This window comes from Pokkaliibacter plantistimulans (genome assembly GCF_003194385.1).
Lineage (GTDB): Bacteria > Pseudomonadota > Gammaproteobacteria > Pseudomonadales > Balneatricaceae > Pokkaliibacter > Pokkaliibacter plantistimulans.
On record NZ_LAPT01000082.1, the window covers coordinates 76420 to 100559 of the forward strand.

26 protein-coding genes are annotated in these 24140 nt (G+C 58.4%); 9 read left to right on the forward strand and 17 right to left on the reverse strand.

What is annotated here, in order from left to right; genetic code table 11:
* Positions 1–20: 20 nt before the first annotated feature.
* Complete coding sequence (locus tag WH50_RS16855) at positions 21–998, forward strand: CHAD domain-containing protein (RefSeq protein ID WP_110188366.1); 978 nt, start codon at positions 21–23, stop codon at positions 996–998.
* Here WH50_RS16855 and WH50_RS16860 read toward each other — a convergent pair.
* Positions 995–2179, reverse strand: a complete 1185-nt coding sequence (locus WH50_RS16860; protein ID WP_207780357.1) for an N-acetylmuramoyl-L-alanine amidase — start codon at positions 2177–2179, stop codon at positions 995–997. The genes WH50_RS16855 and WH50_RS16860 overlap by 4 nt on opposite strands.
* Before the next feature lie 266 nt (positions 2180–2445).
* Here WH50_RS16860 and WH50_RS16865 point away from each other — a divergent pair, with 266 nt between their 5' ends.
* Both WH50_RS16865 and WH50_RS16870 read left to right on the forward strand, forming a co-directional pair.
* Positions 2446–3726: an ATP-binding protein gene (locus WH50_RS16865; RefSeq protein WP_133251353.1), complete on the forward strand. Its 1281-nt coding sequence runs from the start codon at positions 2446–2448 to the stop codon at positions 3724–3726.
* Positions 3723–4250, forward strand: a complete 528-nt coding sequence (locus tag WH50_RS16870; RefSeq protein ID WP_110188370.1) for a response regulator transcription factor — start codon at positions 3723–3725, stop codon at positions 4248–4250. Before WH50_RS16865 ends, WH50_RS16870 begins: the two co-directional genes overlap by 4 nt.
* A 52-nt stretch (positions 4251–4302) precedes the next feature.
* On the opposite strand, the gene WH50_RS16875 is transcribed toward WH50_RS16870, so the two are convergent.
* The 5 genes from WH50_RS16875 to WH50_RS16895 all read right to left on the reverse strand — a co-directional run bounded on the left by WH50_RS16875 (position 4303) and on the right by WH50_RS16895 (position 8610).
* Positions 4303–4647, reverse strand: coding sequence for a DMT family transporter (locus tag WH50_RS16875; RefSeq protein WP_104151824.1), 345 nt, complete (start codon positions 4645–4647; stop codon positions 4303–4305).
* Positions 4648–4765: 118 nt separating this feature from the next.
* A complete protein-coding gene (locus WH50_RS16880; RefSeq protein ID WP_110188372.1) occupies positions 4766–5896 on the reverse strand; it encodes an aminomethyl transferase family protein in 1131 nt (376 codons plus the stop codon).
* Between the two features lie 77 nt (positions 5897–5973).
* Complete coding sequence (locus WH50_RS16885; RefSeq protein ID WP_243410146.1) at positions 5974–7062, reverse strand: heme-dependent oxidative N-demethylase family protein; 1089 nt, start codon at positions 7060–7062, stop codon at positions 5974–5976.
* 55 nt (positions 7063–7117) lie between these two features.
* A complete protein-coding gene (locus WH50_RS16890) occupies positions 7118–8059 on the reverse strand; it encodes a PDR/VanB family oxidoreductase (RefSeq protein WP_110188374.1) in 942 nt (313 codons plus the stop codon).
* Positions 8056–8610 carry a dimethylamine monooxygenase subunit DmmA family protein gene (locus WH50_RS16895; protein WP_110188377.1) on the reverse strand — a complete coding sequence of 185 codons (555 nt, stop codon included), beginning with the start codon at positions 8608–8610 and terminating at the stop codon, positions 8056–8058. Before WH50_RS16895 ends, WH50_RS16890 begins: the two co-directional genes overlap by 4 nt.
* Before the next feature lie 436 nt (positions 8611–9046).
* Here WH50_RS16895 and WH50_RS16900 point away from each other — a divergent pair, with 436 nt between their 5' ends.
* The 4 genes from WH50_RS16900 (at position 9047) to WH50_RS16910 (ending at position 11167) form a co-directional block, all read left to right on the forward strand.
* Entirely contained in the window at positions 9047–9502 is a 456-nt protein-coding gene (locus WH50_RS16900) for a pyridoxamine 5'-phosphate oxidase family protein (RefSeq protein ID WP_110188379.1), read from the forward strand.
* A gap of 23 nt (positions 9503–9525) precedes the next feature.
* Positions 9526–10149, forward strand: coding sequence for a LysE family translocator (locus WH50_RS16905; RefSeq protein WP_110188381.1), 624 nt, complete (start codon positions 9526–9528; stop codon positions 10147–10149).
* 183 nt (positions 10150–10332) lie between these two features.
* Entirely contained in the window at positions 10333–10743 is a 411-nt protein-coding gene (locus tag WH50_RS26125; RefSeq protein ID WP_133251354.1) for a hypothetical protein, read from the forward strand.
* A gap of 1 nt (position 10744) precedes the next feature.
* On the forward strand, positions 10745–11167 hold the full coding sequence (locus WH50_RS16910) for a hypothetical protein (RefSeq protein WP_133251355.1): 423 nt from the start codon (positions 10745–10747) through the stop codon (positions 11165–11167).
* Between the two features lie 384 nt (positions 11168–11551).
* On the opposite strand, the gene WH50_RS16915 is transcribed toward WH50_RS16910, so the two are convergent.
* The 4 genes from WH50_RS16915 to glnT all read right to left on the reverse strand — a co-directional run bounded on the left by WH50_RS16915 (position 11552) and on the right by glnT (position 15925).
* The gene (locus WH50_RS16915; protein WP_104151832.1) at positions 11552–12874 is read right to left on the reverse strand and encodes an FMN-binding glutamate synthase family protein; all 1323 of its coding nucleotides are present in this window, start codon (positions 12872–12874) and stop codon (positions 11552–11554) included.
* 16 nt (positions 12875–12890) lie between these two features.
* On the reverse strand, positions 12891–13574 hold the full coding sequence (locus tag WH50_RS16920; RefSeq protein ID WP_110188384.1) for a GltB/FmdC/FwdC-like GXGXG domain-containing protein: 684 nt from the start codon (positions 13572–13574) through the stop codon (positions 12891–12893).
* Between the two features lie 12 nt (positions 13575–13586).
* Entirely contained in the window at positions 13587–14492 is a 906-nt protein-coding gene (locus tag WH50_RS16925; protein ID WP_104151834.1) for a class II glutamine amidotransferase, read from the reverse strand.
* Positions 14493–14590: 98 nt separating this feature from the next.
* On the reverse strand, positions 14591–15925 hold the full coding sequence (gene glnT / locus WH50_RS16930) for a type III glutamate--ammonia ligase (RefSeq protein ID WP_110188386.1): 1335 nt from the start codon (positions 15923–15925) through the stop codon (positions 14591–14593).
* A 303-nt stretch (positions 15926–16228) separates the two neighbouring features.
* On the opposite strand from glnT, the gene WH50_RS16935 reads away from it, so the two are divergent.
* Positions 16229–16828, forward strand: a complete 600-nt coding sequence (locus WH50_RS16935; RefSeq protein WP_110188388.1) for a helix-turn-helix domain-containing protein — start codon at positions 16229–16231, stop codon at positions 16826–16828.
* A 140-nt stretch (positions 16829–16968) separates the two neighbouring features.
* On the opposite strand, the gene catA is transcribed toward WH50_RS16935, so the two are convergent.
* From catA to WH50_RS16950, 3 genes are all read right to left on the reverse strand, one after another.
* The gene (gene catA, locus WH50_RS16940; RefSeq protein ID WP_110188390.1) at positions 16969–17901 is read right to left on the reverse strand and encodes a catechol 1,2-dioxygenase; all 933 of its coding nucleotides are present in this window, start codon (positions 17899–17901) and stop codon (positions 16969–16971) included.
* A 94-nt stretch (positions 17902–17995) separates the two neighbouring features.
* On the reverse strand, positions 17996–18286 hold the full coding sequence (gene catC / locus WH50_RS16945) for a muconolactone Delta-isomerase (RefSeq protein WP_104151838.1): 291 nt from the start codon (positions 18284–18286) through the stop codon (positions 17996–17998).
* Between the two features lie 69 nt (positions 18287–18355).
* A complete protein-coding gene (locus WH50_RS16950; RefSeq protein ID WP_110188392.1) occupies positions 18356–19483 on the reverse strand; it encodes a muconate cycloisomerase family protein in 1128 nt (375 codons plus the stop codon).
* 101 nt (positions 19484–19584) lie between these two features.
* Between WH50_RS16950 and WH50_RS16955 the strand changes: the two genes are divergently transcribed.
* On the forward strand, positions 19585–20475 hold the full coding sequence (locus tag WH50_RS16955) for a LysR family transcriptional regulator (protein ID WP_110188394.1): 891 nt from the start codon (positions 19585–19587) through the stop codon (positions 20473–20475).
* Between the two features lie 26 nt (positions 20476–20501).
* On the opposite strand, the gene dsbG is transcribed toward WH50_RS16955, so the two are convergent.
* From dsbG to WH50_RS16975, 4 genes are all read right to left on the reverse strand, one after another.
* A complete protein-coding gene (gene dsbG / locus WH50_RS16960; RefSeq protein WP_207780358.1) occupies positions 20502–21287 on the reverse strand; it encodes a thiol:disulfide interchange protein DsbG in 786 nt (261 codons plus the stop codon).
* Positions 21288–21432: 145 nt separating this feature from the next.
* Entirely contained in the window at positions 21433–22671 is a 1239-nt protein-coding gene (gene arsJ / locus WH50_RS16965) for an organoarsenical effux MFS transporter ArsJ (RefSeq protein WP_110188396.1), read from the reverse strand.
* Position 22672: 1 nt separating this feature from the next.
* Positions 22673–23698, reverse strand: a complete 1026-nt coding sequence (locus WH50_RS16970; protein ID WP_243410148.1) for an ArsJ-associated glyceraldehyde-3-phosphate dehydrogenase — start codon at positions 23696–23698, stop codon at positions 22673–22675.
* 58 nt (positions 23699–23756) lie between these two features.
* Positions 23757–24104 carry a metalloregulator ArsR/SmtB family transcription factor gene (locus WH50_RS16975; RefSeq protein ID WP_104151843.1) on the reverse strand — a complete coding sequence of 116 codons (348 nt, stop codon included), beginning with the start codon at positions 24102–24104 and terminating at the stop codon, positions 23757–23759.
* Positions 24105–24140: the final 36 nt, after the last annotated feature.

Here is a 24140-nt window from a genome sequence, read left to right on the forward strand (position 1 = left end):
ATCCGTTTGGGGAAAGCACGATGACTGAGCCACAACACCCTGATATCGCACTTTGGTGCCAGCAGTTCTGCCAGCAGCAATGGCAGCGTGCACTCAAGTTTGAGCCTGACGTCCTGCAGGGCAGTGACAGTGAAGCCCTGCATCAGTATCGGGTCAGTCTACGCAAAACCCGCGCCATTCTTGGTCTTTACCGTGCGCATTTACCCGCCAGCCTGCACCAGCTGCGCCGTCCGCTCAGCCAGATCATGGCGAAAACCAATCGGCTGCGTGATCTGGATGTGTTCCTCGCCAGCCACAGCCAGTGCATGGCGACGCTGGATACCACTCATCATGCCGGAATAAATGCCTTCTTTACCCTGATCGGTGCGGACCGCGACCACGCTCATCAGCGTCTGGTGCACTGGCTGACCGGTAAAAGTTACGCCCGACAGCGACAGCAACTGCAATACGTGCTGAGCAGCGCCGCCGCACCAACACCGTTCAACCCTGCGCTGTTCAACGTCGGCAAGGAGCTTATCTGGCAGCATTATCAGCAGGTCTGTATCCGGGCTTTGCAGGTCAGTGAGCACAGTGCTGATCACGCCATTCATCAGTTGCGTATCGACTGCAAGAAGCTGCGCTACGCTCTGGACATGTTGCCGGTCCAGACGGATACAGCCCTCCGCCAGCACAACGCAGCCATAGCCTGCGCGGGCCGTGGGCAAAAGCGCACGCTGCTTGCCGGGCTCAAGGGACTACAGGAGGATCTCGGTCAGTTCAACGATCTCAGCGTACAGCAGCTGTTTATCACCGAGCGCGTGCAGCACTATCAGCAACAAGGAGAGATGAGCAGTGAAATACAGGCGGCCGTTGATGGGTTACTGGCAGCGCTGGCCAGTCAGCTGCGGCAAAAACGCCAGCAGATCCTGACGCAGCTGGCAGGCATTGGCAGCGCAACGACGTACACTGCCTTTGCCGTTTTCTGTCAGCAACACACATCCGTCCACGCCGTGGATTAACCGATAAATCGCTTGATACCACCGCTGATGGCGACCGCCAGTTTGTTCTGGAAGGCATCGCTGGTCAGCAGTCGTTCTTCATCGAGGTTGGTAATAAAAGAGGTTTCCACCAGTACCGAAGGGACATCCGGTGACTTCAGCACGGCAAAACCGGCCTCTTCCACATGACGGCTGTGCATACGGTGCACCTTGCGCAGGGCCTGCTGCATGATCGAACCCAGCTGATCACTTTCCTTGCGGGTATTGGTGTGCACCAGATCCAGCAGGGTGCGGGCCAGTGCGTCGTTATCCTTGGAATATTTGATCCCTGCGATCTCGTCCACGGCGTTTTCCTTATCCGCCAGAAACTGCGCCATGGTACTGGTGGCGCCGCGCTCGGAGAGGGTGAAGACAGACGCACCACTGGCGCTGGGGTCAGTAAAGCCGTCCGCGTGCAGCGACATGAACATATAGGCATTGCGGTCACGGGCAAAATCACGACGGTCAAACAGCGGGATGAAAATATCGCGATCACGGGTGAAGACCACCTCCAGATCATTGCGTCCGCGCAGCTGCTCCCGTACCCGCTGGGCGATTTCCAGCACCACGTGTTTCTCTTTGGCGCCATTACGGCCAATGGCACCGGGGTCGACGCCGCCGTGCCCCGGATCAATCACGATCACCTTGCGCTGCTGGCGACGCACTTCACCACTGGACTTGACCGGTTCAGCGGGCTGACTGGCGGGTGCGGAAGCCGCCGCTGTCGCCACGACAGCACCACCACCGGGCGCCTGCACAGTGACCAGCTGCTGATTGCCTTCGGTCTGGGTGATCTTGTATTTCGGTGTGCCGGTCAGCTCCAGCACAATGCGGAACTTGTCCTGATGGCTGGGGTTAAAGCGCGTGGTCTTTACCCAGCTCAGCGCCTTCATGCGGCGCAACTGCAATTCCATGGCGCTGGCCGACATGCCTGCCGTGGGGCCGTCAATCACCAGCCGCGGCGGATTGGCCAGCGTAAAGACCGAAAACTGTGACTTGTTGCCATTCAGACGCAGCGACAGTTCATCGCCATTGACATCGACAGCGACGGGGTCGGCAAGCACGACACCACTGCTGACAGCCAGCGCTGTAGCTGCACTACCGAGCAAAAACTGACGACGACTGAGGGGAGCAAGAGAACGAAATGACTGCGGCTTTGACATGGCGGTACTTACTTGTAAATTCCTGCTTATGCGTAGGGATTCCAGCCTATGCGGACCCAGGAAGCAGCTCGGTGCCTATGATAAGCTGCGCGCGGCAACTGACCAGAGCTGATCGAAAATAAAACAGTAAAAAACGATACAACATAACAAAGAGCAACAACAAGGCTGCTCACAACTCGAAACAACTATTATCCTAACCCGCACCAAATCCCCCGCTGGTTTGCCAATTGGGGGCCAATGTGCAGCGCATCCCACCGGCAACGATCATGAATGACCTGTTACCCGCCACCTCGGTCACACCACTGTTACTGCGCGATCTGTCGCGCATGCGGCTGGCCTTCTTCTGCGGCCAGACTCTGGTGTTGCTGTTTGCCGAGTTTTACCTCTACCTGCAGCTGCCCTGGCCCAGTCTGCTGCTGACCCTGATCCTGCTTGCTACCCTGCACCTGCATACGGTCAAGCGCCTGCGTGACCATGCCAGTATCAGCGATCAGGAAATCTTCCTGCAGCTGCTGGCCGATGGCCTGCTCGCCAGCATGGTGTTCTATCAGAGTGGCGGGGCCAGCAATCCCTTCGTGTCCTACCTGCTGCTGCCCATCTGCTTTTCTGCACTGTTGCTGGACTGGCGCCAGACTGCCGTGCTGGTCGCCAGCTCTGCCCTGCTCTACACCTTTATTCTGTTGTTTCCCATGGAATTGCCGCCCGACAGCCATACCCCGATCAATCTGATCAACGTCCACATCTGGGGAATGTGGCTGAACTTTCTGCTGATCAGCCTGTTCCTGTTGCTGTTTATCAGTCGTCTGGCAGGCACCTTGCGACAGCAGCAGGCACTGCTGCACGGCGCACGGGAACAGGGCCTGCGCGATGCCCATCTGCTGGCGCTGGCCAGTGAGGCGGCAGGGCTGGCTCATGAACTGGGTACGCCGCTGGGTAGCCTGCAGCTGCTGGTGGATGAACTGGCCGCACGCCATGAGGATGACGATACCCAGGCCGACCTGCAGCTGATGACCCGCCAGCTGCAATTGTGTCGTCACAACCTGCAGGCCATGGTGCAACGCAGCCAGCAGGACAGCAGCGTGGCGCTGCCCTGTGATCAGTGGCTGCTGCAGACGCTGAACCGCTGGCAGCTGATGCGCCCCGATGCACGTTTCGCTCTGCACAATGACTCGGCGCCCGGCATCCCCCTGCCGGTCCTGTCGCCACCCAATACCCTGGCACTGGCGCTGCTGAATGTGCTCAACAATGCCGCCGATGCAGCGCCGGGTCAGGCCGTGCAGGTGTACTGGCAGGTTGATCAGGTGCAGCTCAGACTGCGCATCTGCGATCAGGGCCGCAGTGACGCTGCGATCAGGCTCGCACGGCCAGTCTTGCCGATGGTTGGCCGCAGTGACAAACCTCATGGCCTGGGTATCGGCTTGTTCCTGACCCTGACCATCCTTGAGCAGCTGGGCGGTGAGTTACAGCTAGAAGCGCTGCCCGCAGGCGGCAGCTGTTGTATGCTGCGCTGCCCGATTGCATCCCTGCACAAGGAGAGACCTGCATGAGCCGCTGGCTGGTGGTGGAAGATGATGAAGTGTTTGGCACGCTGCTAGTACGTGGCTTACAGCGCAAGGGTTACGCGGCCCGGCTGGCCACCACACCAGGGCAGGCGCTGCAACAGCTGGCGGAACAGGAGTTCGAGTTTGCCACCCTTGATCTGCATCTGGATAACGAGTCTGGTCTGGCGCTGTTACCGCAGCTACTGGCGCAGCAACCCGAGTTGCAGGTGCTGGTGCTGACCGGCTACGCCAGCATTGCCACCTGTGTTGATGCCATCAAGCTCGGTGCCGTGCAGTATCTGCCCAAACCGGCACGGGTGGACGATATCATCGCCGCACTGGATACGGTCGAACCTGACCCGGAGCAGCCGCTGACCCAGCAGCCCCTGTCGCCGTCGCGGCTGGAATGGGAGCACATTCAGCAGGTGCTCAAGCAGCACGAAGGTAATGTGTCAGCGACCGCGCGGGCGCTGAACATGCATCGCCGTACCCTGCAGCGCAAACTGCAGAAAAAGCCGGTGGCCAAGTAAGAAGGTGTTTGCGCTCAGCTGCACGTCGGCCATTCAGCGCGAAAAGCCATCCTCAGGCCAGTTCGGTTGAGAAAAACTTCAGCCCGACCACACCGGAAATAATCAGCATCAGGCACAGCACACGTGCCACATTGATCGCCTCACCCAGAAAGGCGATGCCGTAGATGGCCGTCCCCACCGCCCCGATACCCACCCATACGGCATAGGCGGTGCCTACCGGCAGCGTTTTCACCGCCAGTGACAGCAGATAGAGACTGAGCAGGATAAAGAAGCCGCAATAGACCGTCGGCCACAACCGGCTGAAGCCGTCGGTGCGCGGAATCACCGCGGCGTAGCAAATCTCACAGACACCCGCCAGCAGCAGATAGCCCCAGCCGGCCCCCAATGAACTGAACATCCTGTGCTCCTTGTCTTCCCGGTCAGCGGTTGTGGATAAACCAGCCGCCATAGCAAAACCGGGAGACATCCGCCGATGTCTCCCGGTCTGTGGATAACACTCAACAGCCGCCAAGCCGTTAGCCTTTCGCCGTCCGCTTGCTCTTCTCCGGGTCATCGAACGGCATGGTATGGGCAATGGCCATGACGTTGAGGCTGCCCTTCACTTCAAGCGGGCAACCTTGCTCGGCATAGGGTACGTCCATACGGGCAATGGCCATGGAGCGGTCGCTCAGGCGTGAATACATGGCGCAGGTGATCATCCCCACCTGTTTGCCATCGGCCCACAGGGTGTCGCCAGCCTGTGCCGCCTGCTGGCCTTCCAGCAGCACGCCGAAGATTTTGAAGCGCTCCTTGCCCTGCAAGCGGCGATGCTCTGTCGCCCCGCGGAATTCGGTCTTGCCGGGTGATACGGTGAAATCCAGCCCCAGCTCCCACAGGGTGTCGCCAGCAGGCTGATCGGCAAAGGGATACATCTCGGAGTTGTCATAGGGGAAGAACAGCAGATAGCTTTCCACCCGCAGCCAGTCCAGTGCGGTAAAGGCGCAGGGGATGATGCCCATGTCCTTGCCCTGCTCCAGAATGGTGTCCCAGATCAGCGGTGCGTCAGCAGCCTTGCAGAAGATCTCGTAGCCCCGCTCGCCGGTATAACCGGTCCGGGAAATCATCACCGGACGGCCAAACAGTTTGGTCTGCAGATGATGGAAATACGGCAGATCGCGGATGCCGGGCACATGCTCAGCGAGAAAATCGACAGCCAGTGGCCCCTGCAGTGACAGATCGTGCAGATCATCATCAAACAGCACCGCGACCTGACGGCCAGTGGCCAGCCGCACCAGCATCTCGTGGCCACTGCCGGAACCGTGTACCACCATAAAGGCATTGGGACCGGTGCGATAAACAATGCAGTCATCCACAAATTTGCCAGCTTCGTTGAGCAATGCCGCATAGACCGACTTGCCGGGATACAGCTTGGATATATCGCGCGTGGTGGCATAGTCCAGCAGGCTTTCGGCATGGGGGCCGACATAGTGCACCTTCTTCAGCCCGGAGACGTCCATCAGGCCCGCCCTGGTGCGGATCGCCTCATGCTCATCCGCCAGATCAGAGTCATAGGTCCAGGCGGTGCCCATACCACTCCAGTCTTCCAGTTTTGATCCCAGGGCACGGTGGCGGTCGGCCAGGGCAGATATACGCCAGGAATTTGCCATGCGGTTTCTCCTTTTATCGTTCTCGCGGTAATGCAGCATCGTTCTCTGCCCTGTCATGACGGGCAGAGCGGCTGGCCTCAGGCTTCGGGATCAAACTGGCTTAACCATTCAACAATGGTGCTGTGATAGCGGCTCAACCCCTTGTATTCGATCAGCTGCGGTGGCAGATCACGCAGCACCCGGTGCAGACGACAGGCCCAGCGCGGCTGGGTAGCCAGCTCATCAAAACTGATCAGATAGGTGCGGATGCCAAACAGCAGCGCATTGCTACGCGGCAGGCGTGGCATGAACTGCAGTTCGACCCGCAGATGGACCAGCTGACCGACGTTGTCCGCGGTCACCTGCCCCCGTTCATGGCCCCATTCGTGGAAGGTTTCCGGGGACGTATCCATGCGCGGGTTGATGGTCAGGGTCCAGTTCAGGCGGCGAACAGGTTTACCCACCTGAATGTTCATCAGGTATTTCAGTGCCCGGTCAAACACCCCCATCTGGTGAGCCATCGGCACCGGCGCATGCCATTGCTTGAAGCTCATACCGGCGTCAAAGGCCAGCGACCAGTCAGCCGGACAGGTCACAATGCCGGCATCCATGTACAGATCACCATCACGCTGGTCGAGCACGGCAAAGTCACCCTGCGCCTGCCGGGTGATGTACTCCAGCGGCTCACACGGCAGGGTGCTGGCATCACCGAAAGTAAAGTGCTGATCCAGCTCCAGTACCCGGTTCTGCCAGTGCCAGTGGTTGCCTTCACGGTGCAGGCTGAACAGCGCAGGATAATCCGTGGCCAGATGCTCCATCAGCATTTCCAGGGTATCCCAGGCCGCCTCCTGCATATGCGGCATCACCATACAGCGGCGCGGGTCTCTGGCCAGTACCAGTGCCCGCTCGGCCATCTCCGAACGATAATGTTCATCAACATCAAACCAGTGCTCGAATATGGACCCGGCAGGCCCTACCGTTGCCGGTTCGATATTGACCGAGTACATGTAATTGTCCTCGGGGAAAGGAAAGGGAAAACGGGCGATAGCCGCGGCACTGTTGCTGTAGGTGAAGTCATCCCGGTAGGTCTCGATGGGCTTGATGCTGTCGAGGCTCAGGGTACGGGGCTTGATCGCAGCCAGCGGCGGCAGATCGGCAGGCAAGGCCTGGGCAAGCATAGAACTCATGGTGCGCTGCTCCATGTTCTGAACAGGTTGATGGTGTTGTCAGAAAGAGGGCCATTTACAGTGCCAGTTTGACCGTGCAGCCACCCTTGCCACGGGAAACACAGGGCATCAGATGGTCAGCACGCTCGCTGTCGCTGAGATACAGATCACGGTGATCGACCTCACCGGCGGAATACGGCGTCATGCACTGCCCGCAGACACCGCCGCGGCAGAGGTTGGGCACCGGCACTCCGGCCTGCTCCAGTGCCTCCAGCAGGGAGTAATCACCCGGCACCGCCAGCGTCCGCCCGTCAGCCAGCTCGGCCACAAAAGGCTCGCCCGGCTCCGGTGCGGCAAAGGCCTCCCAGTGGATACGTTCAGCGGGCCAGCCCAGCGCATCGGCGGTCTGGCACACGTCACTGATCAGGCTGTCGGGGCCACAAATGTAGACATGGGTACCGAGCGGCTGGTCGCTCAGCACCTGACGGATATTCAGGCGCTGCCCGGCACGTCCGTCATAGGGATGCAGGGCAGCACCGAGGCGTGCCGCCAGCTCTTCCAGATAGGTATCGGTCAGACCGCTGCGGTAGGCGTAATGCAGCTCCATGCTGCCGCCGCGCTGCTCCAGTGCGGCGATGTAAGCCATAAAGGGGGTGATGCCGATCCCGCCTGCAATCATCAGGTGATGACCAGCACGGGAATGGGGAGCAAACAGATTGGCAGGCGGCGACAGCCTGAGCACATCGCCTTCCTTGACCTGCTCGTGCATGAAGCGCGAACCGCCACGGCTTTGTTCCTGCAGACGCACCGCGATGCGGTAATACTGACGCTGCAGCGGATCACTGAGCAGAGAATAGGCATTGCACAGCGGTCGGCCTGTGCCCGGCATATGCACCTGCACATGGCTGCCCGCCGAAAACCCCGGCAACTCTCCGCTGACGGCTTCAAAGGTGAACTCCCGCACCAGCGGGGTCAGCTGCCGCACACTGGCCACACGCACATCCAGCAGTTCACTCATGATGCCTGCTCCTCCAGCGATGTGGATGCCACGGTGGCCGGAGCCTCGCCGTAGGGTGCGAAGGGATCATTACACACCCCCATATAGGCCCCCAGCCGCTGGGAGAAATGCTCGCGGACCATCAGTTGCAGACCGCACTGGCGGCAATGCACCAGCGGCGCAGGCTCAATGGTCTGCAGGGTCGAACAATGCACGCAGTACAGTTCACGGCTGTCGGCAGTGCGGATCAGCTCAATCTCGCCGTTGAGCAGCCCGCACTGGCGCGCCTGCTGATGCACCTTCCACAGAAAACTTTCATCGCCACAGATATACAGACGTGTCCCCACCCGGGCCTGACTCAGGCGCTGTTGCAGGCTGCCGAACAGCTGCTCCATATCACCATTAAGGCTGATCAGACTGACCGGCACACCCTCTTCACCCAGCTGCTGTTGCCAGTACGCGGTCTCCGGCAGGGCCAGATGCTGAACCACCAGCAGGCGATGCTGTGCAGGGAGCGGAGGAAGCACCGGTCGGTAAACCGGCGTACTGAGCATGGCGGCGGCGGTGGTCATTGTGCTGTCCTTACCTGAGCAGAGCTGATAGTGAAAAGAAGCTGATCCGGATGCTGCTGAAGACCTTAAAAAATTACTAAAGGGAACATTTTCTTCTTTTCAGGAAAGCATGAAATATGCCACCAAAAGCTAACTATCTGATTTCAAATAAGTTCGTTTTTAAGCACAGGAAAATGCAGGACGTGCAGGCAGCACTCACCCGCTAACCTGCACAAACACAGGTCATCCTGAATGGCAAACGGGCAAATTGAAGGCAATCGGGCGTAACTACCCAGGACTCACAGGGGGAAATATTGACGGGTAAAGTGGGCTATTGACCGATCAGCAGATTCCGCCGAAACCGGCATGATCACAGCGGTTGTCGCACAACTTTATGCCTCAATTTTGATCAGTAACATGCTAGGGTGAGAGCCTGGCAAAATCTGGAGTCATCACCATGGATCAACAGGTCAAACTCGCCATCGAGAAATCCGTCCTCTGCTGGCTGGCCACCGTCGATAGCGACGGCATACCCAATGTGTCACCCAAGGAAATCTTTACCTATGGCGCAGACGATACCCTGCTGATTGCGCACATTGCCTCGCCCCAGAGTGTGGCCAATATCCGCGGCCATGCTCAGGTCTGTGTCAGCTTCGTCGACGTTTTTGAGCAGCGCGGCTACAAGCTCAAGGGCAGCGCCCGACTGCTGCAGCAAGGTGACAGCCATTACGCCGAATACCTGCAGCGTTTGCGCCTGCTGGCGGATGAGCGCTTTCCGATTCAGGCCATCATCGCCATCAGCGTGACCAGCATTCAGCCCATTGTCGCCCCCAGCTACTGGCTGTTCCCCGACACCACGGTCGAGCAGCAGATAGACAATGCTCTGAATACCTATAAGGTAAGCAGACCCTAGCCCCCTGCCGGACGCATAGAATCATGGACTACGCGCTGTTTCTGACCATCTGCCTGCTGACCACGTTTACCCCTGGGCCAGCCATATTGCTGGTGATCAGAAACGCCACCCGTTACGGCATAGGCAAGGCGCTGATCGGGGTGCTGGGCAACCTGACGGCCATGCTGACCATGGCCACCCTGTCCGCCATTGGTATGGGCGCGGTTATTCTGTCTTCGCTCTACCTGTTTACGGCTATGAAGCTGGCAGGCGGCGCCTATCTGATCTATCTCGGTATCAGGACCTGGCGCAGCAGAAACCAGTTCAGTCAGCACAGCAGCCATGTGGCGGTGATTCCTCCACGCTCGGCGCGCTCGTTGTATGCCGAAGCCTTTATGATCGGCTTCAGTAATCCCAAAGCCATCGCCTTCTACACCGCGCTGTTTCCGCAGTTTATTGACCCCCACCAGACCATTGCGCCGCAGCTGCTGGTTCTCGGCGCCACCTTTGCCTGCTGCTCCCTGACCGCGTTGAGCAGCTATGCACTGCTGGCGCACAGCGTGAAAGGCCATCTGGCCAAGGAGCATATCGGCCGCTACTTCAACCGTATTACCGGCGGAATATTTATGGGATTCGGGCTGTCGCTGATCGTGAGTGGCAGATTATAAGTATGGGATGGAACTATTACTGCAATAGCATCATACATCTGCATGCTCACATTTTATGTGCCAGCAAAGTATCAGCGGTGATAAGTCAAAGTGAGTCTTGATGAGCTCCGAAACAGGCACGTAGAAGAGTAAAAACTCAAATCGCAACAAAAAAAGCCAGCTTAATCTAAGGAGAACACAAAAATGGAAGATTTAACTAATACCAAAATAAAACGCCCTAGGCATATCACCGTAATAGGTTGGTTCTTAATTATAACCAGCTCTTACACTGCCATCAGGATGCCATATTTACTATTAAACCACCCTGAACTAGTTAAAGTATTGGAACAAAATTCACTCCCACTCTATGCACAGCTAATGCTGTCTTCAGCCTCAGTAATTTTCAGCATTATCGCAGGAGCCCTTATTCTCAATCGCAAAAAATCTGGACGAACACTGTATACCAGCTGGTCAATCCTGTCCCTCATAATATCCACATCAACAATGCCAACCCTCTTACCAATAATATTTGGCGCAATTATTCCAGCAATTATTATCGGCACCTTATTAACACCAAGCTCAAATAATTATTTTAACAACACAAAGAGTATTTAATATGCTGAGAAAAATATTCTCCATTGTATTTTTAATACTTGCAGGACTATGCATAGGCTCTATGCAGACTCTGGCACTCTCCAGCATAGCCATAAGCAGTAGTAACTTAGGGACTATATTGATAGCCATGGTGACCCCAACACTCCTTTTCCATTTATTTGGAATAGCATTATCCAGATGGCATAACTGGAAATTGATAACGGGTACTGTAATCTACCTTCCTACGTTGATGACCATAATAGAAGTGCTATTAGTAAAACTAAGTTCAGAAATTCAAAACCCAGCGCTCAACCAATTGAAACATGACATGAACTACGGGAGAGGGTTTGCAGTAATCGCAGCATTCTTGCTTATCGGGACTTTATTTTTCGTCTTGCAAAAACATGAAAAACAAAAGACCTCACCGACAAGAGAAAAAACCTGATTTCAGAGAAATAGAGAAAAACCAAGAAAACCCCTTTCACTCTTATTGTGTACACCATTAATATTATCAATTCTCCAGACTAGAAGATGGAACAAAAAATCGAGAATATAAATCTGAAAGCCACTGTGTTTTTTATGTAATACACCAGTCACAAACTCTGAGCAGTGCCCTTAAAATAGCAACATATTTAATTTAGTGAACTAAATGAGCATTTGACTCGCTTTGCTCGCCCCTTCGGGGCCGTGCTAAAGCACGTTCAGCCTTTGGCTGTGAGCCTGTTTTTGACGCGGTATTCGGCAACGCAGATAGATTTTCAACGACCTGTTAAGCAAACATGCCGCTGTAACAGCGGCATGTGTGTTTTCCAGCTCGGTCAGTGTCGGCTCAGAATCCCTGACCCGGTACCCAGTTGGTCCCTGCCAGCGGCACCCGTGCCATGGCAGCGGCTTCCACGGTCAGCGCCACCAGATCCTCAGGATCGAGGTTATGCAGGTGCGACTTGCCACAGGCACGGGCCATGGTTTGTGCTTCCAGCACCAGCACCCGCAGGTAGTTGGCCAGACGGCGACCGGCTTCTACCGGATCAAGGCGCCTGGACAGCTCAGGGTTCTGGGTGGTGATCCCCGCCGGGTCCTGACCGTTCTGCCAGTCATCGTAATACCCCGCAGCAGAGCCAATTTTCTTCAGCTCTTCATCCAGCCGTGGGTGGTTGTCACCCAGAGCAATCAGAGCGGCAGTACCAATGGCCACCGCATCCGCGCCCATCGCCATGGCTTTGGCCACATCGGCGCCGGTGCGAATCCCCCCGGATACGATCAGCTGCACCTTGCGGTGCATGTCCATTTCCTGCAGTGCCTGCACCGCAGGCGGAATAGCCGCGAGAATGGGGATGCCCACATGCTCGATAAAGACTTCCTGCGTTGCCGCGGTGCCGCCCTGCATACCGTCCAGCACGATCACGTCAGCACCGGCCTTGATCGCCAGTTTGACATCGTAGTAAGGCCGGCTGGCGCCGATCTTGACGTAGATGGGCTTTTCCCAGTCGGTGATTTCACGGATTTCGGCAATCTTGATGGCCAGATCGTCCGGGCCGGTCCAGTCAGGATGGCGGCAGGCGCTGCGCTGGTCCACGCCGATGGGCAGGGTGCGCATACCGGCCACACGCTCGGTCACTTTCATCCCCAGCAACATACCGCCACCGCCGGGCTTGGCACCCTGCCCCAGCACGATCTCGATGGCATCGGCCTTGCGCAGGTCATCGGGGTTCATGCCGTAACGCGACGGCAGATACTGGTACACCAGCGTCTGCGACTGGCCGCGCTCTTCCGGGGTCATACCACCGTCACCTGTCGTGGTGCTGGTCCCGGCGATGGAGGCGCCGCGCCCCAGTGCTTCTTTGGCCTGAGCGGACAGCGCACCAAAGCTCATACCGGCGATGGTCACGGGGATTTTCAGATGAATCGGTTTCTTGGCAAAGCGGGTGCCGAGCACCACATCGGTACCGCATTTTTCACGGTAACCTTCCAGCGGGTAGCGTGACATGGACGCCCCCAGCAGTAACAGATCATCAAAATGCGGCAGCTTGCGTTTGGTGCCACCACCACGAATATCGTAGATACCGGTTTCTGCCGCGCGCTGAATTTCCTGAATGGTCAGGCGATCAAAGGTGGCGGACTCGCGCAGCACGGGAGTTGGCTTATCAGACATGATGGGCTCCTACACCTTAGTACGCCGAAGCGTTATCGACTTTGAAGTTGTACAGCTGACGGGATGAACCGTAGCGCTTGAAGCTGGCCGGATCTTCATTGAAACCGGCACGATGGAGCAGCTCTTTCAGCTCATCCAGATGTTCGGCACGCATCTCTTTCTCGATGCAGTCCGAGCCCAGTGACTTGACCGTGCCTTTGACGTAGATGCGGGTTTCATACAGGGAGTCGCCCAGCGCATCACCGGCATCACCGCACACCACCAGCCGCCCGGCCTGCGCCATAAAGCAGCTCATGTGGCCGATGCTGCCACCGACGACGATGTCCACGCCCTTCATGGAAATACCGCAGCGCGCACCGGCATCGCCTTCGATCACCAGCAGGCCGCCGTGAGCAGTAGCACCGGCGGCCTGTGAGGCGCTGCCTTTCACCCGTACCACACCGGACATCATGTTTTCCGCCACGCCGACACCAACATTGCCATGCACGGTGACGGTGGCTTTCTGGTTCATACCGGCACAGTAGTAACCGGCATGACCATCAATATCGATACTCAGGGCTTCATTCACACCGACCACCAGATTGTGCTTGCCGCCGGGATTGCTGACATGCCATTCGCGCTCGGTCAGCTCTTTGGCCTGATCGTGCAGTGCCTGATTAAGCTCACGCACGCTGTCGGTCGCCAGATCAAACTTGTTCATGCTGTGGTCTCCTCAGGCTGCTGTGCGTTCCCAGATGTACATCGTTGCCGGTTCAGGCTCCCATACCCTGGCCTTGTCGATGCCGGGCAGGCTGGCCAGCGCCTGATACTCGGAGGCCATCGCCACGTAGTCATCCGTTTCCGCCAGAATGGCCGGTTTGCAGGCAATGGGGTCACGAATCACGGCAAAGCCGTTGCGGGTGCCGATGGCGAAGGTGAAAAAGCCGTCCAGATCTTCCAGCGAATGGTCCAGCGCCGCTTTCAGTGAATCCCCCTCGCGCAGGCGCCAGGTCAGATACCCTGCGGCCACTTCGGTGTCGTTCTCGGTTTCAAAGGTAATGCCCTGACGCTTGAGCAGCTGACGCAGGCGGCTGTGGTTGGAGAGGGAGCCGTTGTGCACCAGACACAGATCGGCACCGGTAGAGAACGGATGACTGCCTTCCATGGTGACCGCGCTTTCTGTCGCCATGCGGGTGTGGCCGATGATGTGGCTGCCTTTCATGTTGGCCAGCGAGAAGCGCTCGGCGATGTCGGCAGGCAAGCCCATGCCCTTGAGGATTTCGATGCTCTGCCCGGCACTCATGATGCGCACATCGGCAGCCAGCTCGGCCAGCGCTTCACGCACTTTGGCTTCTTCCGTCTGCACCTTGAGCACAGCGGCACTGGCATTGCGGAACCAGTCCAGCGAGCAGCCCAGACGGCCTTCCAGCGCGCCCATCAGTTGTTTCCAGTCGTATTCTTCCGCACTGCTTTGCAGGGTCAGCTTGACCCAGCCGTCCTGCACTTCATCACCATAAATGGCGAAGCCAGCGCTGTCGGGGCCACGGTCAGTCATGGCCAGCAGCATGGGTTCGAACAGTTTGCCCAGTTGGGGCTCAAGGGCCTGATTCTTCAGGTACAGGCCAACAATTCCGCACATGGTGTGTCCTCACGGCAATCAGAAGCAGCAGGCACAGGGCTGCTGACTTTGGCTATCGGGTAGTCCGCTCGGCAGACAGGCAAAGGTTGTCTGCGTTCTCAGAAAAACTCGGCGTAACGGTTAATTTCCCAGTCAGAAACATGGCGGCTGTACTCCACCCACTCCATGCGCTTGAGCTTGACGAACTCATCGACAATCTCCTTGCCGAGGGTGTCGCGGAACAGCGGATCAGCTTCCAGCGCGTCCACCGCTTCCTTCAGTGACTGCGGCAGGGTTTCGATGCCACGGGCGGCGATTTCATCCAGCCCCAGGGCATACAGGTTTTCGTTGCAGGGCTTGCCCGGATCCAGCTCACGCTCGATACCGTCGAGGCCAGCGGCAATGATGGCTGCCGACACCAGATAGGGGTTGCAGCCGGCATCAGGCAGACGGAACTCGATGCGGCCATAGGGAATGCGCACCATCGCTGAACGGTTGTTGTCGCCATAGGTGACAAAGGCAGGCGCCCAGGTAGCACCCGACAGGGAGCGCCCGACCACCAGACGCTTGTAGGAGTTCACCGTCGGTGCAGCAAAGGCGCACAGCGCCGGACCGTGGGCCAGCAGACCACCGAGGAAGTGATAAGCCAGTTTGGACAGCCCCATGCCGCTCGGATCATTGTCATCCTGGAACAGGTTCTTGTTGCTGGCACTGCCGATGGACAGATGGAAGTGCATACCGTTGCCCGCCCGCTTGGGGTCTGGCTTGGGCATGAATGAGCAGATCATGCCCATATCGTTGGCGATCTCACCGGCCGCCATACGGAAGAAGGTGAAGCGGTCTGCCGAGGTCATGGCATCGCTGTAGGTGTAATTGATCTCGAACTGGCCGTTGGCGTCTTCGTGATCAATCTGATAAACGTCGAAATCCACCTGCTGCAGAGATTCGACCAGACGCTCAAGGAAAGCACGGGAGCGTGACAGCCCCTTGTAGTCATAGCAGGGTTTGTCGAGGGTATCGCTGGGATCGACCGGGCCAAGCTGCCCCTGAGCATCACGTTTGAACAGGCTGAACTCAGGCTCAAGGCCGGTGTTCAGGGTCCAGCCCTTCTGCTTCAGGCGTTCCACCTGCAGCTTCAATACATAACGGGGATCGTAGGGCCAGGGTTTGCCATTGACATGACCGATGCACAGCACACGGCCATAGCCGGGCTGCCAGGGCACCGGAGTCAGCGAAGACAGATCACCACGTGCCATATAGTCAGGGCCATGGGGCTCCATACCCAGCCCCCACACCGCAAAGCCGGCGAAACCCGCACCGGTTTCGGCCACCGCCTCCAGACCGTTGATCGGTACGGATTTGGTCTTGGCTGCACCATGGATATCAACAAACTGCGCCAGCACATATCGGATGCCGTGTTTGTCGATAATCTGTTGCGTTTCCTCTGGCAGCATGACAATTCACTCCTCGAACGTTGAAATATTCAAATCAGGAATTTTATTTTCTCCAAAGGAAATGCAATCAGCTTGCCAACCTGCGGAACGCCCGGAGCGACACGGCGAATACCCGGCGACAATGACGCAAAGTGACAAAACAAAAGGAAAAAAGACTGGATAAACAGGGCTTTCCTTCTATCTTCATAGGAAAGATGTTTTCATAGCGGGAATGCCACCAGGGGTAGCCGCAGCCAGCCCGGCAGCAACACGAACATTCTTGGTGCGAATTATTTATTCCATGAACTAAAAGCGTGCAGGCGAATGAAAGACGACGTTGAAAAACAACCCCGGCTAAAACTCGAACAATACATCGGGATGCAGATTCGACGGCAACGCCAGGCTCAGGACCTGAAAATCACCGATGTGGCGCGTATCGCCAGGATCAGTCAGGGCATGCTGAGCAAGATTGAAAACGCCCAGGTCTCCACCAGTCTGGAAACCCTGAGCAGACTCTGCGATGTGCTGGGCATGCCGATGTCCAAACTGTTCAGCCAGTATGATCAGCAGGGTGGCGGCGCGTTGCTGGTGAAGGCCGACGAAGGCATGGAAGTGGTCCGTCGCGGCACCGAGAAAGGCCATACCTATCACCTGCTCAACCACACTCGCGGGCCGAAGAAAAACTTTGAGGCCTATATGGTGTCGATGGACGACGCCAGCGAAGAGTTTCCCACCTTCTCTCACCCCGGCACCGAGTTTATTCATCTGCTGCAGGGTGAACTGATCTACCGTCACGGCAATCAGCTTTACCCCATGCAGGCCGGCGACAGCCTGACCTTCGACGGCGAAGTCCCCCATGGCCCGGAAAAGCTGGTGCAGGTCCCTATCCGGCTGCTGTCGATCATGAACTACGGGCAGGATTAAACTGCCCTCCTCCACGACCTCTCCCACCACATTAAGCCGCAGTAAAAAGCCTCAAACAAAAAAGGCCGCTTTGCAGAGCGGCCAATTCACAGGTGTGAAAGCTATCGAAGTGGAACTAGTTCACGGCGTTGCTTTCCGCCTCACACGCTTTCCAGCGCACGCAGACGGGCACCACGTGCTTCTTTCTCTTTCGCTTCGGTAGCACGCAGCGTGAAGTCAAAGTCGATCTCGGCAAAAGGTGCATCCACACCACGATCACGGGCCGCAGCCTGATCACTGTTGTGAGAGATCTGAGCGATCAGCTCATCACGGGTAGCGTAGGCAAAGTCATCGTGCAGGTATTTGTCGCCATCCAGATTGATCTGGGTGGTCAGGTGCTGATAGCCATCGGCAGAGATAAAGAAGTGGATATGCGCCGGACGCTGACCATGACGGCCAAGCAGGTTCAGCAGTGCCTGAGTGGAACCCTGGGGCGGGCAGCCGTAACCGACAGGAATGGTGCTGCGGAAGCGGTAAACACCATTCTCATCGGTGCGGATACGGCGACGCAGGTTGAAGTCTGACTGTGACTTGTCGAAGTAGGAGTAGTTGCCCAGACCATTGGCGTGCCAGACATCAACGATGGCACCGGCGATGGGCTGGCCGTCCATATCCTTGACCTGTCCCTGCATGAACAGCACTTCACCTTCTTCGCTGCCATCATCCAGACGGGCTTCGCCATCGCTCAGCGGCGCACCGGCCACATACAGCGGGCCTTCGATGGTACGGGGAGTGCCACCGGTTTCACCGGCCAGCTCGTCTTCCTTGTCCAGACGCAGGTCAAGGTAGTGCTCCAGACCCAGACCGGCCGCTAGCAAGGCGGTTTCCTTGTTGGTGCCCAGTTCGTTGATATAGTTGACGGCCATCCAGAACTCCTCCGGACGGATGTCCAGATCATCGATGGCGCAGCACAGGTCGGTCAGCAGGCGGTTGATCACCTGCTTGGCACGGGGATTCCCCTGGTCGTTGTCAAAGCCACTGACTTGTTCCAGAAAGGCGGTGACAAAGGATTCTTTGGCGATACTGACGGTCATGGGTATTTCCTCATCTGCTTAATTGTTTTTGTCAGTGGGAATCATTGGCTCGGCCATGTGCTTGCTAGCAGCCTGCCGCAGATCGGTAGGCGCGTTATCTGTCATCCTCATGGATGGAAGACGGGTGTCTGCACAACGCCTGCACCTTGATGTCCATATACGGGAACAGCGGCAGACTGCTGAGAATCTCATGCAGCTGGGCGCCATCGCGGACATCGAAAACGCTCACGTTGGCATATTGCCCAACCACACGCCACAGGTGACGCCAGATGCCGTCGCGCTGCAGCTGCTGAGCCATTTCCTTTTCCTTCAACTTGATGGCTGCCGCTTTATCCGGATCCATATCCGGCGGCAGATTGACGGTCATTTCCACATGAAAAAGCATGGTTGACTCCTGCTTCGTTGAATTCAGTTGCCCGTCAGGGCGAATACTCCAAGGGCTGAGCCGATGCCTTCAGCGCAGGTCACGGGCGAAATAAGCCAGACGCTCTTCATCCAGGGTGATGCCAAGGCCCGGTGCCGTCGGCAGCTGTAACTGGAAGTCGGCATAGCGCAGCGGCTGCTGGAATATTTCCTCGGTCAGCAGCAGCGGGCCGAACAGTTCGGTCCCCCAGGTCAGCTGCGACAGGGTGGCAAAGGCATGGGCCGCGGCCAGCGTGCCCACGGCCCCTTCCAGCATGGTGCCGCCATACAGGGCAATCCCGGCGGCTTCAGCGATGGCGGCGGTTTTCAGCACGCGGCTTACGCCACCGTTTTTCGACAGTTTCAGGGCAAACACCGGTGCGGCACCGGCCTGCGCCAGCTGGAAGGCATCGGCCACGCACTCAATGGACTCATCGGCCATGATCGGCAGCGGGCTGCGCATCGCCAGACGTACCTGACCGGCAAAGTTGTGACGGGAAATGGGCTGTTCGACCAGATCAACGCCGGCATCAGCCAGCGCCGGAATGGCACGCAGGGCGGTGGACTCATCCCAGGCCTGATTGACGTCAACCCGCACACTGGCGCGATTGCCAACGGCACGCTTGATCGCTGCGACATGGGCAATGTCCGCGGCTGGGCTGTTGGCACCGATTTTCAGTTTGAAGATATTGTGGCGGCGCTCTGCCAGCATGCGCTCGCCTTCGTCGATATCACGGCCGGTATCGCCACTGGCCAGTGTCCAGGCCACGGGCACTGCGTCACGCAGACGGCCACCAAGCAGCTCGCTGAGGGGCAGGCCCAGTCGTTTGCCCTGAGCATCCAGCAGGGCGATTTCGATGGCGGACTTGGCGAAGGTATTGTTCTTCACCGCCTTATCGAGGCGGGCCATGGCGGCATTGATGTTGCGCGCATCCTGACCGACCAGCAGCGGCGCCAGATAGGTGTCGATGTTGGCCTTGATACTTTCGGGGCTTTCCGCGCCGTAGCTCAGACCACCGATGGTAGTGGCTTCACCCAACCCTTCGTGACCATCGGCACAGCGCAGACGTACCAGCACCAGCGTCTGTCCCTGCATGGTGGTCATCGACAGGCGGTGGGGGCGGATCGTGGGCAGATCAACCAGTAAGGTCTCTACCGCGGTGATGGCGAACTCGTGCATGGCATATCCACAAGGTTGTTTGTTGTTATGTGCCGATGTTGCCTCCCCTTTCGTATGGCGTCTAATATCGTTTTGGTTGCCTACAATACCCTGGAGGTATCATGGAGCTTCGACACCTGCGGTACTTTCATGCCGTAGCCGAAACCCTCAATTTCACCCGCGCCGCCGAGCGTCTGCACATTGCCCAGCCGCCGCTCAGCAGACAGATTCAGCAGCTGGAGGAAGAGCTGGGCGTCAGCCTGATCGAACGGGACTCCCGCCCGCTGAAGCTGACCAAGGCCGGGCGCTATTTCTACCAGCACACCACCCAATTGCTGTCGCAGCTCGGCGAGATCAGCGAAAGCACCCGTCGCATCGGTCTTGGTCAGCGGCACTGGTTCGGTATTGGTTTTGCCCCCTCGACCCTGTACGGCGCCCTGCCGGAGCTGATCCGGGCGTTGCGTCGTGATGCCGAGCTGGATGTGGGGCTGACAGAATCCACCACGCTGCAGCAGGTGGAGGCACTGAAGAATGGCCGTATCGATATCGGCTTTGGCCGCATCATCATCGATGACCCCAGCGTGATTCAGGAGGTGCTGACCGAAGACCCGCTGGTGGCCGCACTGCCGGTGGGCCATCGTCTTATCGGCGAACAGGTCAGCCTGCGGGAGCTGGCCCGCGAGCCGTTTGTGCTCTACCCCGGACGTCCGCGACCAAGCTATGCCGACCATGTGATCGAAGCCTTCCGCAGCCATGGCCACCCGATTCAGGTGGCGCAGTTTGCCAATGAATTGCAGACCGCCATCGGTCTGGTCACTGCAGGGATGGGGATTACGCTGGTGCCATCAGTGGTGCAGCGGATGCACCGCGATGATCTGGTGTACGTGCCGATTGCCGAATCAGGGCTGGTGTCGCCCATCATCATGAGCCGTCGGCGTGATGATCAGTCCGCCTTGCTGCAGAGCTTTGTTACGCTGGTACGCCAGCATTTTGCCCCGCCGCTCGCGGTGTGAGCGGCGGCACTGGTCGCCGTGCGCGCTTATTGCGGCCCCATGACACTGTCAATGGTCAGCTCACCGGGCACACCGCGCTGCGCCTGCAGAATCTGGTTGTCATCGAGATAAAGAATGGAGGGCGTAGCATTCAGCCCCAGTGATGACATCAGGGCCAGGTTGGCATCCAGCTGCTTACCGATGGCCGCAGGCACCTCCGCATCACTTTTGGCCCGCTGGCTGGACGGTGAGTCCTCATAGTCCTTCAGCGCAGTGACCGGGTCTTTGGCGGACAGCAGGGTAGCCGCCTTGTTCTTGCTGTCAGCGCGGATAATGCCCACCAGAATATGGCGAATCTGTACCTTGCCACTGGCGACCCACGGCCGTGACATTTCCCAGAACTGGTGGCAGTACGGGCAGTTGGCATCGGTGAACATATACAGCACACGCGGCGCATCGGTGCGGCCATCCTGAATCCAGCGGGTGTTCTGCAGATCCTGCCAGGTCTCGGCCGACATGGGCTTATACACCAGCTGCTCCAGCGGCGCGCGGGTCATGTCCTTGCCGTTGGCATCCAGCAGCTGCCCGGTCAGCACGTGCTGACCATCGGCGGTGAGATACAGTGCCAGCCCCTGCTTCTGGTATTCCGCGGCGTACCCCTTGAGCCCGGCAGGCGCATCGAAGCTGCCCATGATACGCAGGCCCTTGGCTTCCATCGCCTTGATCGGTGCGGGCAGCTCTTCTGCCTGTGCGGCCATGCTCAGGCCGAGCAGCATGGGGGTCAGCAGCGAACCCCGCATAACGGACTGCCAAAGGGCCGGGGTGGTTTTCATCAAAGACTCCTTGGTTGGGAATAGCACGCCAGTGCGACAGGCTGACTGACGTTGCCAGAAAACAAAAGGGTGGACAGCTGCCGGGAAAGTGCCAGCCGCATCGGCCCGCTACCGGGCCGTCTGCGTTCAGACTACCCGCCCGCCGTTATGTTCCTGCCCCGACCACTTTTGTTTTGTGCCGTGGCAGTCCCACCGACAGTATCGCCGCCAGCAACACGAACAGCGCGGATACCCACAGGCAGCAGGCCAGTCCCTGACTCTGATACAGCCAGCCCGACAGCAGAGTACCAAGCAGCCGGCCCATGGCATTGGACATGTAATAGAAGCCCACGTCCAGCGAGACGCCGTCTTCCTTGGCATAGGACACAATCAGATAACTGTGCAGCGAGGAGTTGATGGCAAACAGCACACCGAACACCAGCAAACCGCCGATCAGTACCCAGTGCGCGTCCTGCCCGCTACCGAGGCCCAGTGCAATCAGTACCGGAATAGCGGTCAGCAGCAATGCCCAGAGGCAGGCCGCACGGCCATCCGGCACCCGCCCCTGCTTCTTGCCGGTCAGCCAGGGCGCCACTGGCTGCACTACGCCATAGCCCATCACCCACAGCGCCATAAAGCCGCCGACCGACCAGAAATCCCAGCCAAAGACCTGACTGAGATAAACCGGCAGGGCCACCACAAACCACACATCACGGGCGCCAAACAGAAACAGCCGGGCCGCTGATAGTACGTTGATGGCCCGGCTCTTGGACCACATATCGCTGAACCTGGGCTTGGCCTTGGCCTTGCCCAGATCACTGCGCAGCATCACCAGACTGGCCAGCCAGATCACGCCAAGCACGGCGGCCATCGCGAGCACCGCGCCCTTGAAGCCAAGCAACACCAGCAAGGCACCACCGAGGAAGAAGCCGACGCCCTTGAGGGCATTCTTGGAGCCGGTCAGCAGCGCCACCCACTGATACAGACGGCCCTGCTGACCGGCGGGGATCAGTGTCTTGATGGCACTTTTGGCGCTCATCTTGTTGAGATCCTTGGCGATGCCTGACAGCGCCTGCGCCGTCATCACCCAGGGCACCGTGAGGCTGGCGGCGGGCACCGCCAGCATCGACAGTGCCACCACCTGCATCAGCAGGCCCAGGTTCATGGTGCGGTTCAGACCCAGCCGGGCGCCGAGATAGCCTCCGACCAGATTGGTGATCACCCCGAACAGCTCGTAGAACAGAAACAGCAGGGCAATCTGCAGCGGGCTGTAGCCCAGGCTGTCAAAATGCAGCACCACCAGCATGCGCAGGGCGCCATCGGTCAGGGTGAAAGCCCAGTAGTTGCCGGTGATCAGCAGGTACTGACGTACCTCGGGAGCCAGTCGGGACAACGCCGCAGCCATATCAACCGCCTGCCTGATCAGCGCGTCCGACCTTTGCCGCCAGCTCGACGGTACGGTTGGCATAGCCCCACTCGTTGTCGTACCAGGCATAGATCTTCACCTGAGTCTGGTTGATCACCATGGTCGACAGCGCATCAATGATCGAGGAACGGGGGTCGGTGCGGTAATCCATCGACACCAGCGGCCGGGTTTCAAAACCCAGAATGCCCTGCAGCTCGTTGGCCGCGGCGTTATGCAGCAGGCTGTTAACCTCTTCTGCCGAGGTGGCACGCTCGACTTCAAACACACAGTCGGTCAGTGAGGCGTTGGCCAATGGCACCCGCACCGCGTGACCGTTCAGCCGCCCGCGCAGCTCCGGGAAGATTTCGGCAATGGCCGTCGCTGAGCCGGTGGTGGTGGGGATCAGGCTCATGCCTGAGGCACGGGCACGGCGCAGATCCTTGTGCGGCTGATCCAGAATGCTCTGGGTATTGGTCAGATCATGAATGGTGGTAATGGAGCCGTGGCGGATACCCAGTTGTTCGTGGATCACCTTGACCACAGGCGCCAGACAGTTGGTGGTGCAGGACGCCGCGGTGACAATGCGGTGCAGGGCCGGATCATAGAGGTGATCATTGACGCCCATGACGACATTCAGTGCACCGGCTTCCTTCACCGGCGCGCTCACGACCACCCGTTTGACGCCCTGCTGCAGATAGGCCTGCAGCACCTCCACCGTCTTCATCTTGCCGCTGGCTTCAATCACCACATCACAGCCGGACCAGTCGGTATCGGCAATGGCCTTGTTGCTGCTGACCTGAATGCGCTTGCCGTCGATGATCATCTCCTCGCCTTCGCTGCTGGCCTCCCGTGACCAGCGCCCGTGTACCGAGTCGAAGTTCAGCAGGTGGGCGAAAGTGGCCGCATCGGCGGCCGGATCGTTAATCTGCACTACCTCGAACAGCTCACGGTCCCAGGCTGCACGCAGCGCCAGACGGCCGATGCGGCCAAAACCATTGATACCTACCTTGATTGTGTTGTTCATCATGTGCTCCACCGCCGGTTCAGCCCGGCCGGACAGTCATAAAAAGGGTCGCCCTGCGTGCTCAGCAGCAGCGCACGGGGCGGTCATGCATCACTTGCAGGCGCTGCACTTCCTGGCTCAGCCAGAAGCGGTTGGCGGCCAGCGTGGACTGCAGCATCTCGTGTACCCAGTCGGGCAGAGCCGGATGCAGCCGGTAGTACACCCACTGGCCCTGCCGGCGATCCGCCAGCAGCCCGGCACTGCGTAACTGCGCCAGATGGCGGGAAATCTTCGGCTGGCTCTCTTCCAGCGCGCACATTAGCTCACACACGCAGAGTTCCGTTTCCCGTGTGATCAGCAGCATCAGCCGCACGCGGGTGTCATCCGCCAGCGCCTTGAATACCAGAGTGGGAGTGAGTAGTTCAGTCATGCCTCAGGTCAGTTCCGTTCTGCCGTTACGTATAAA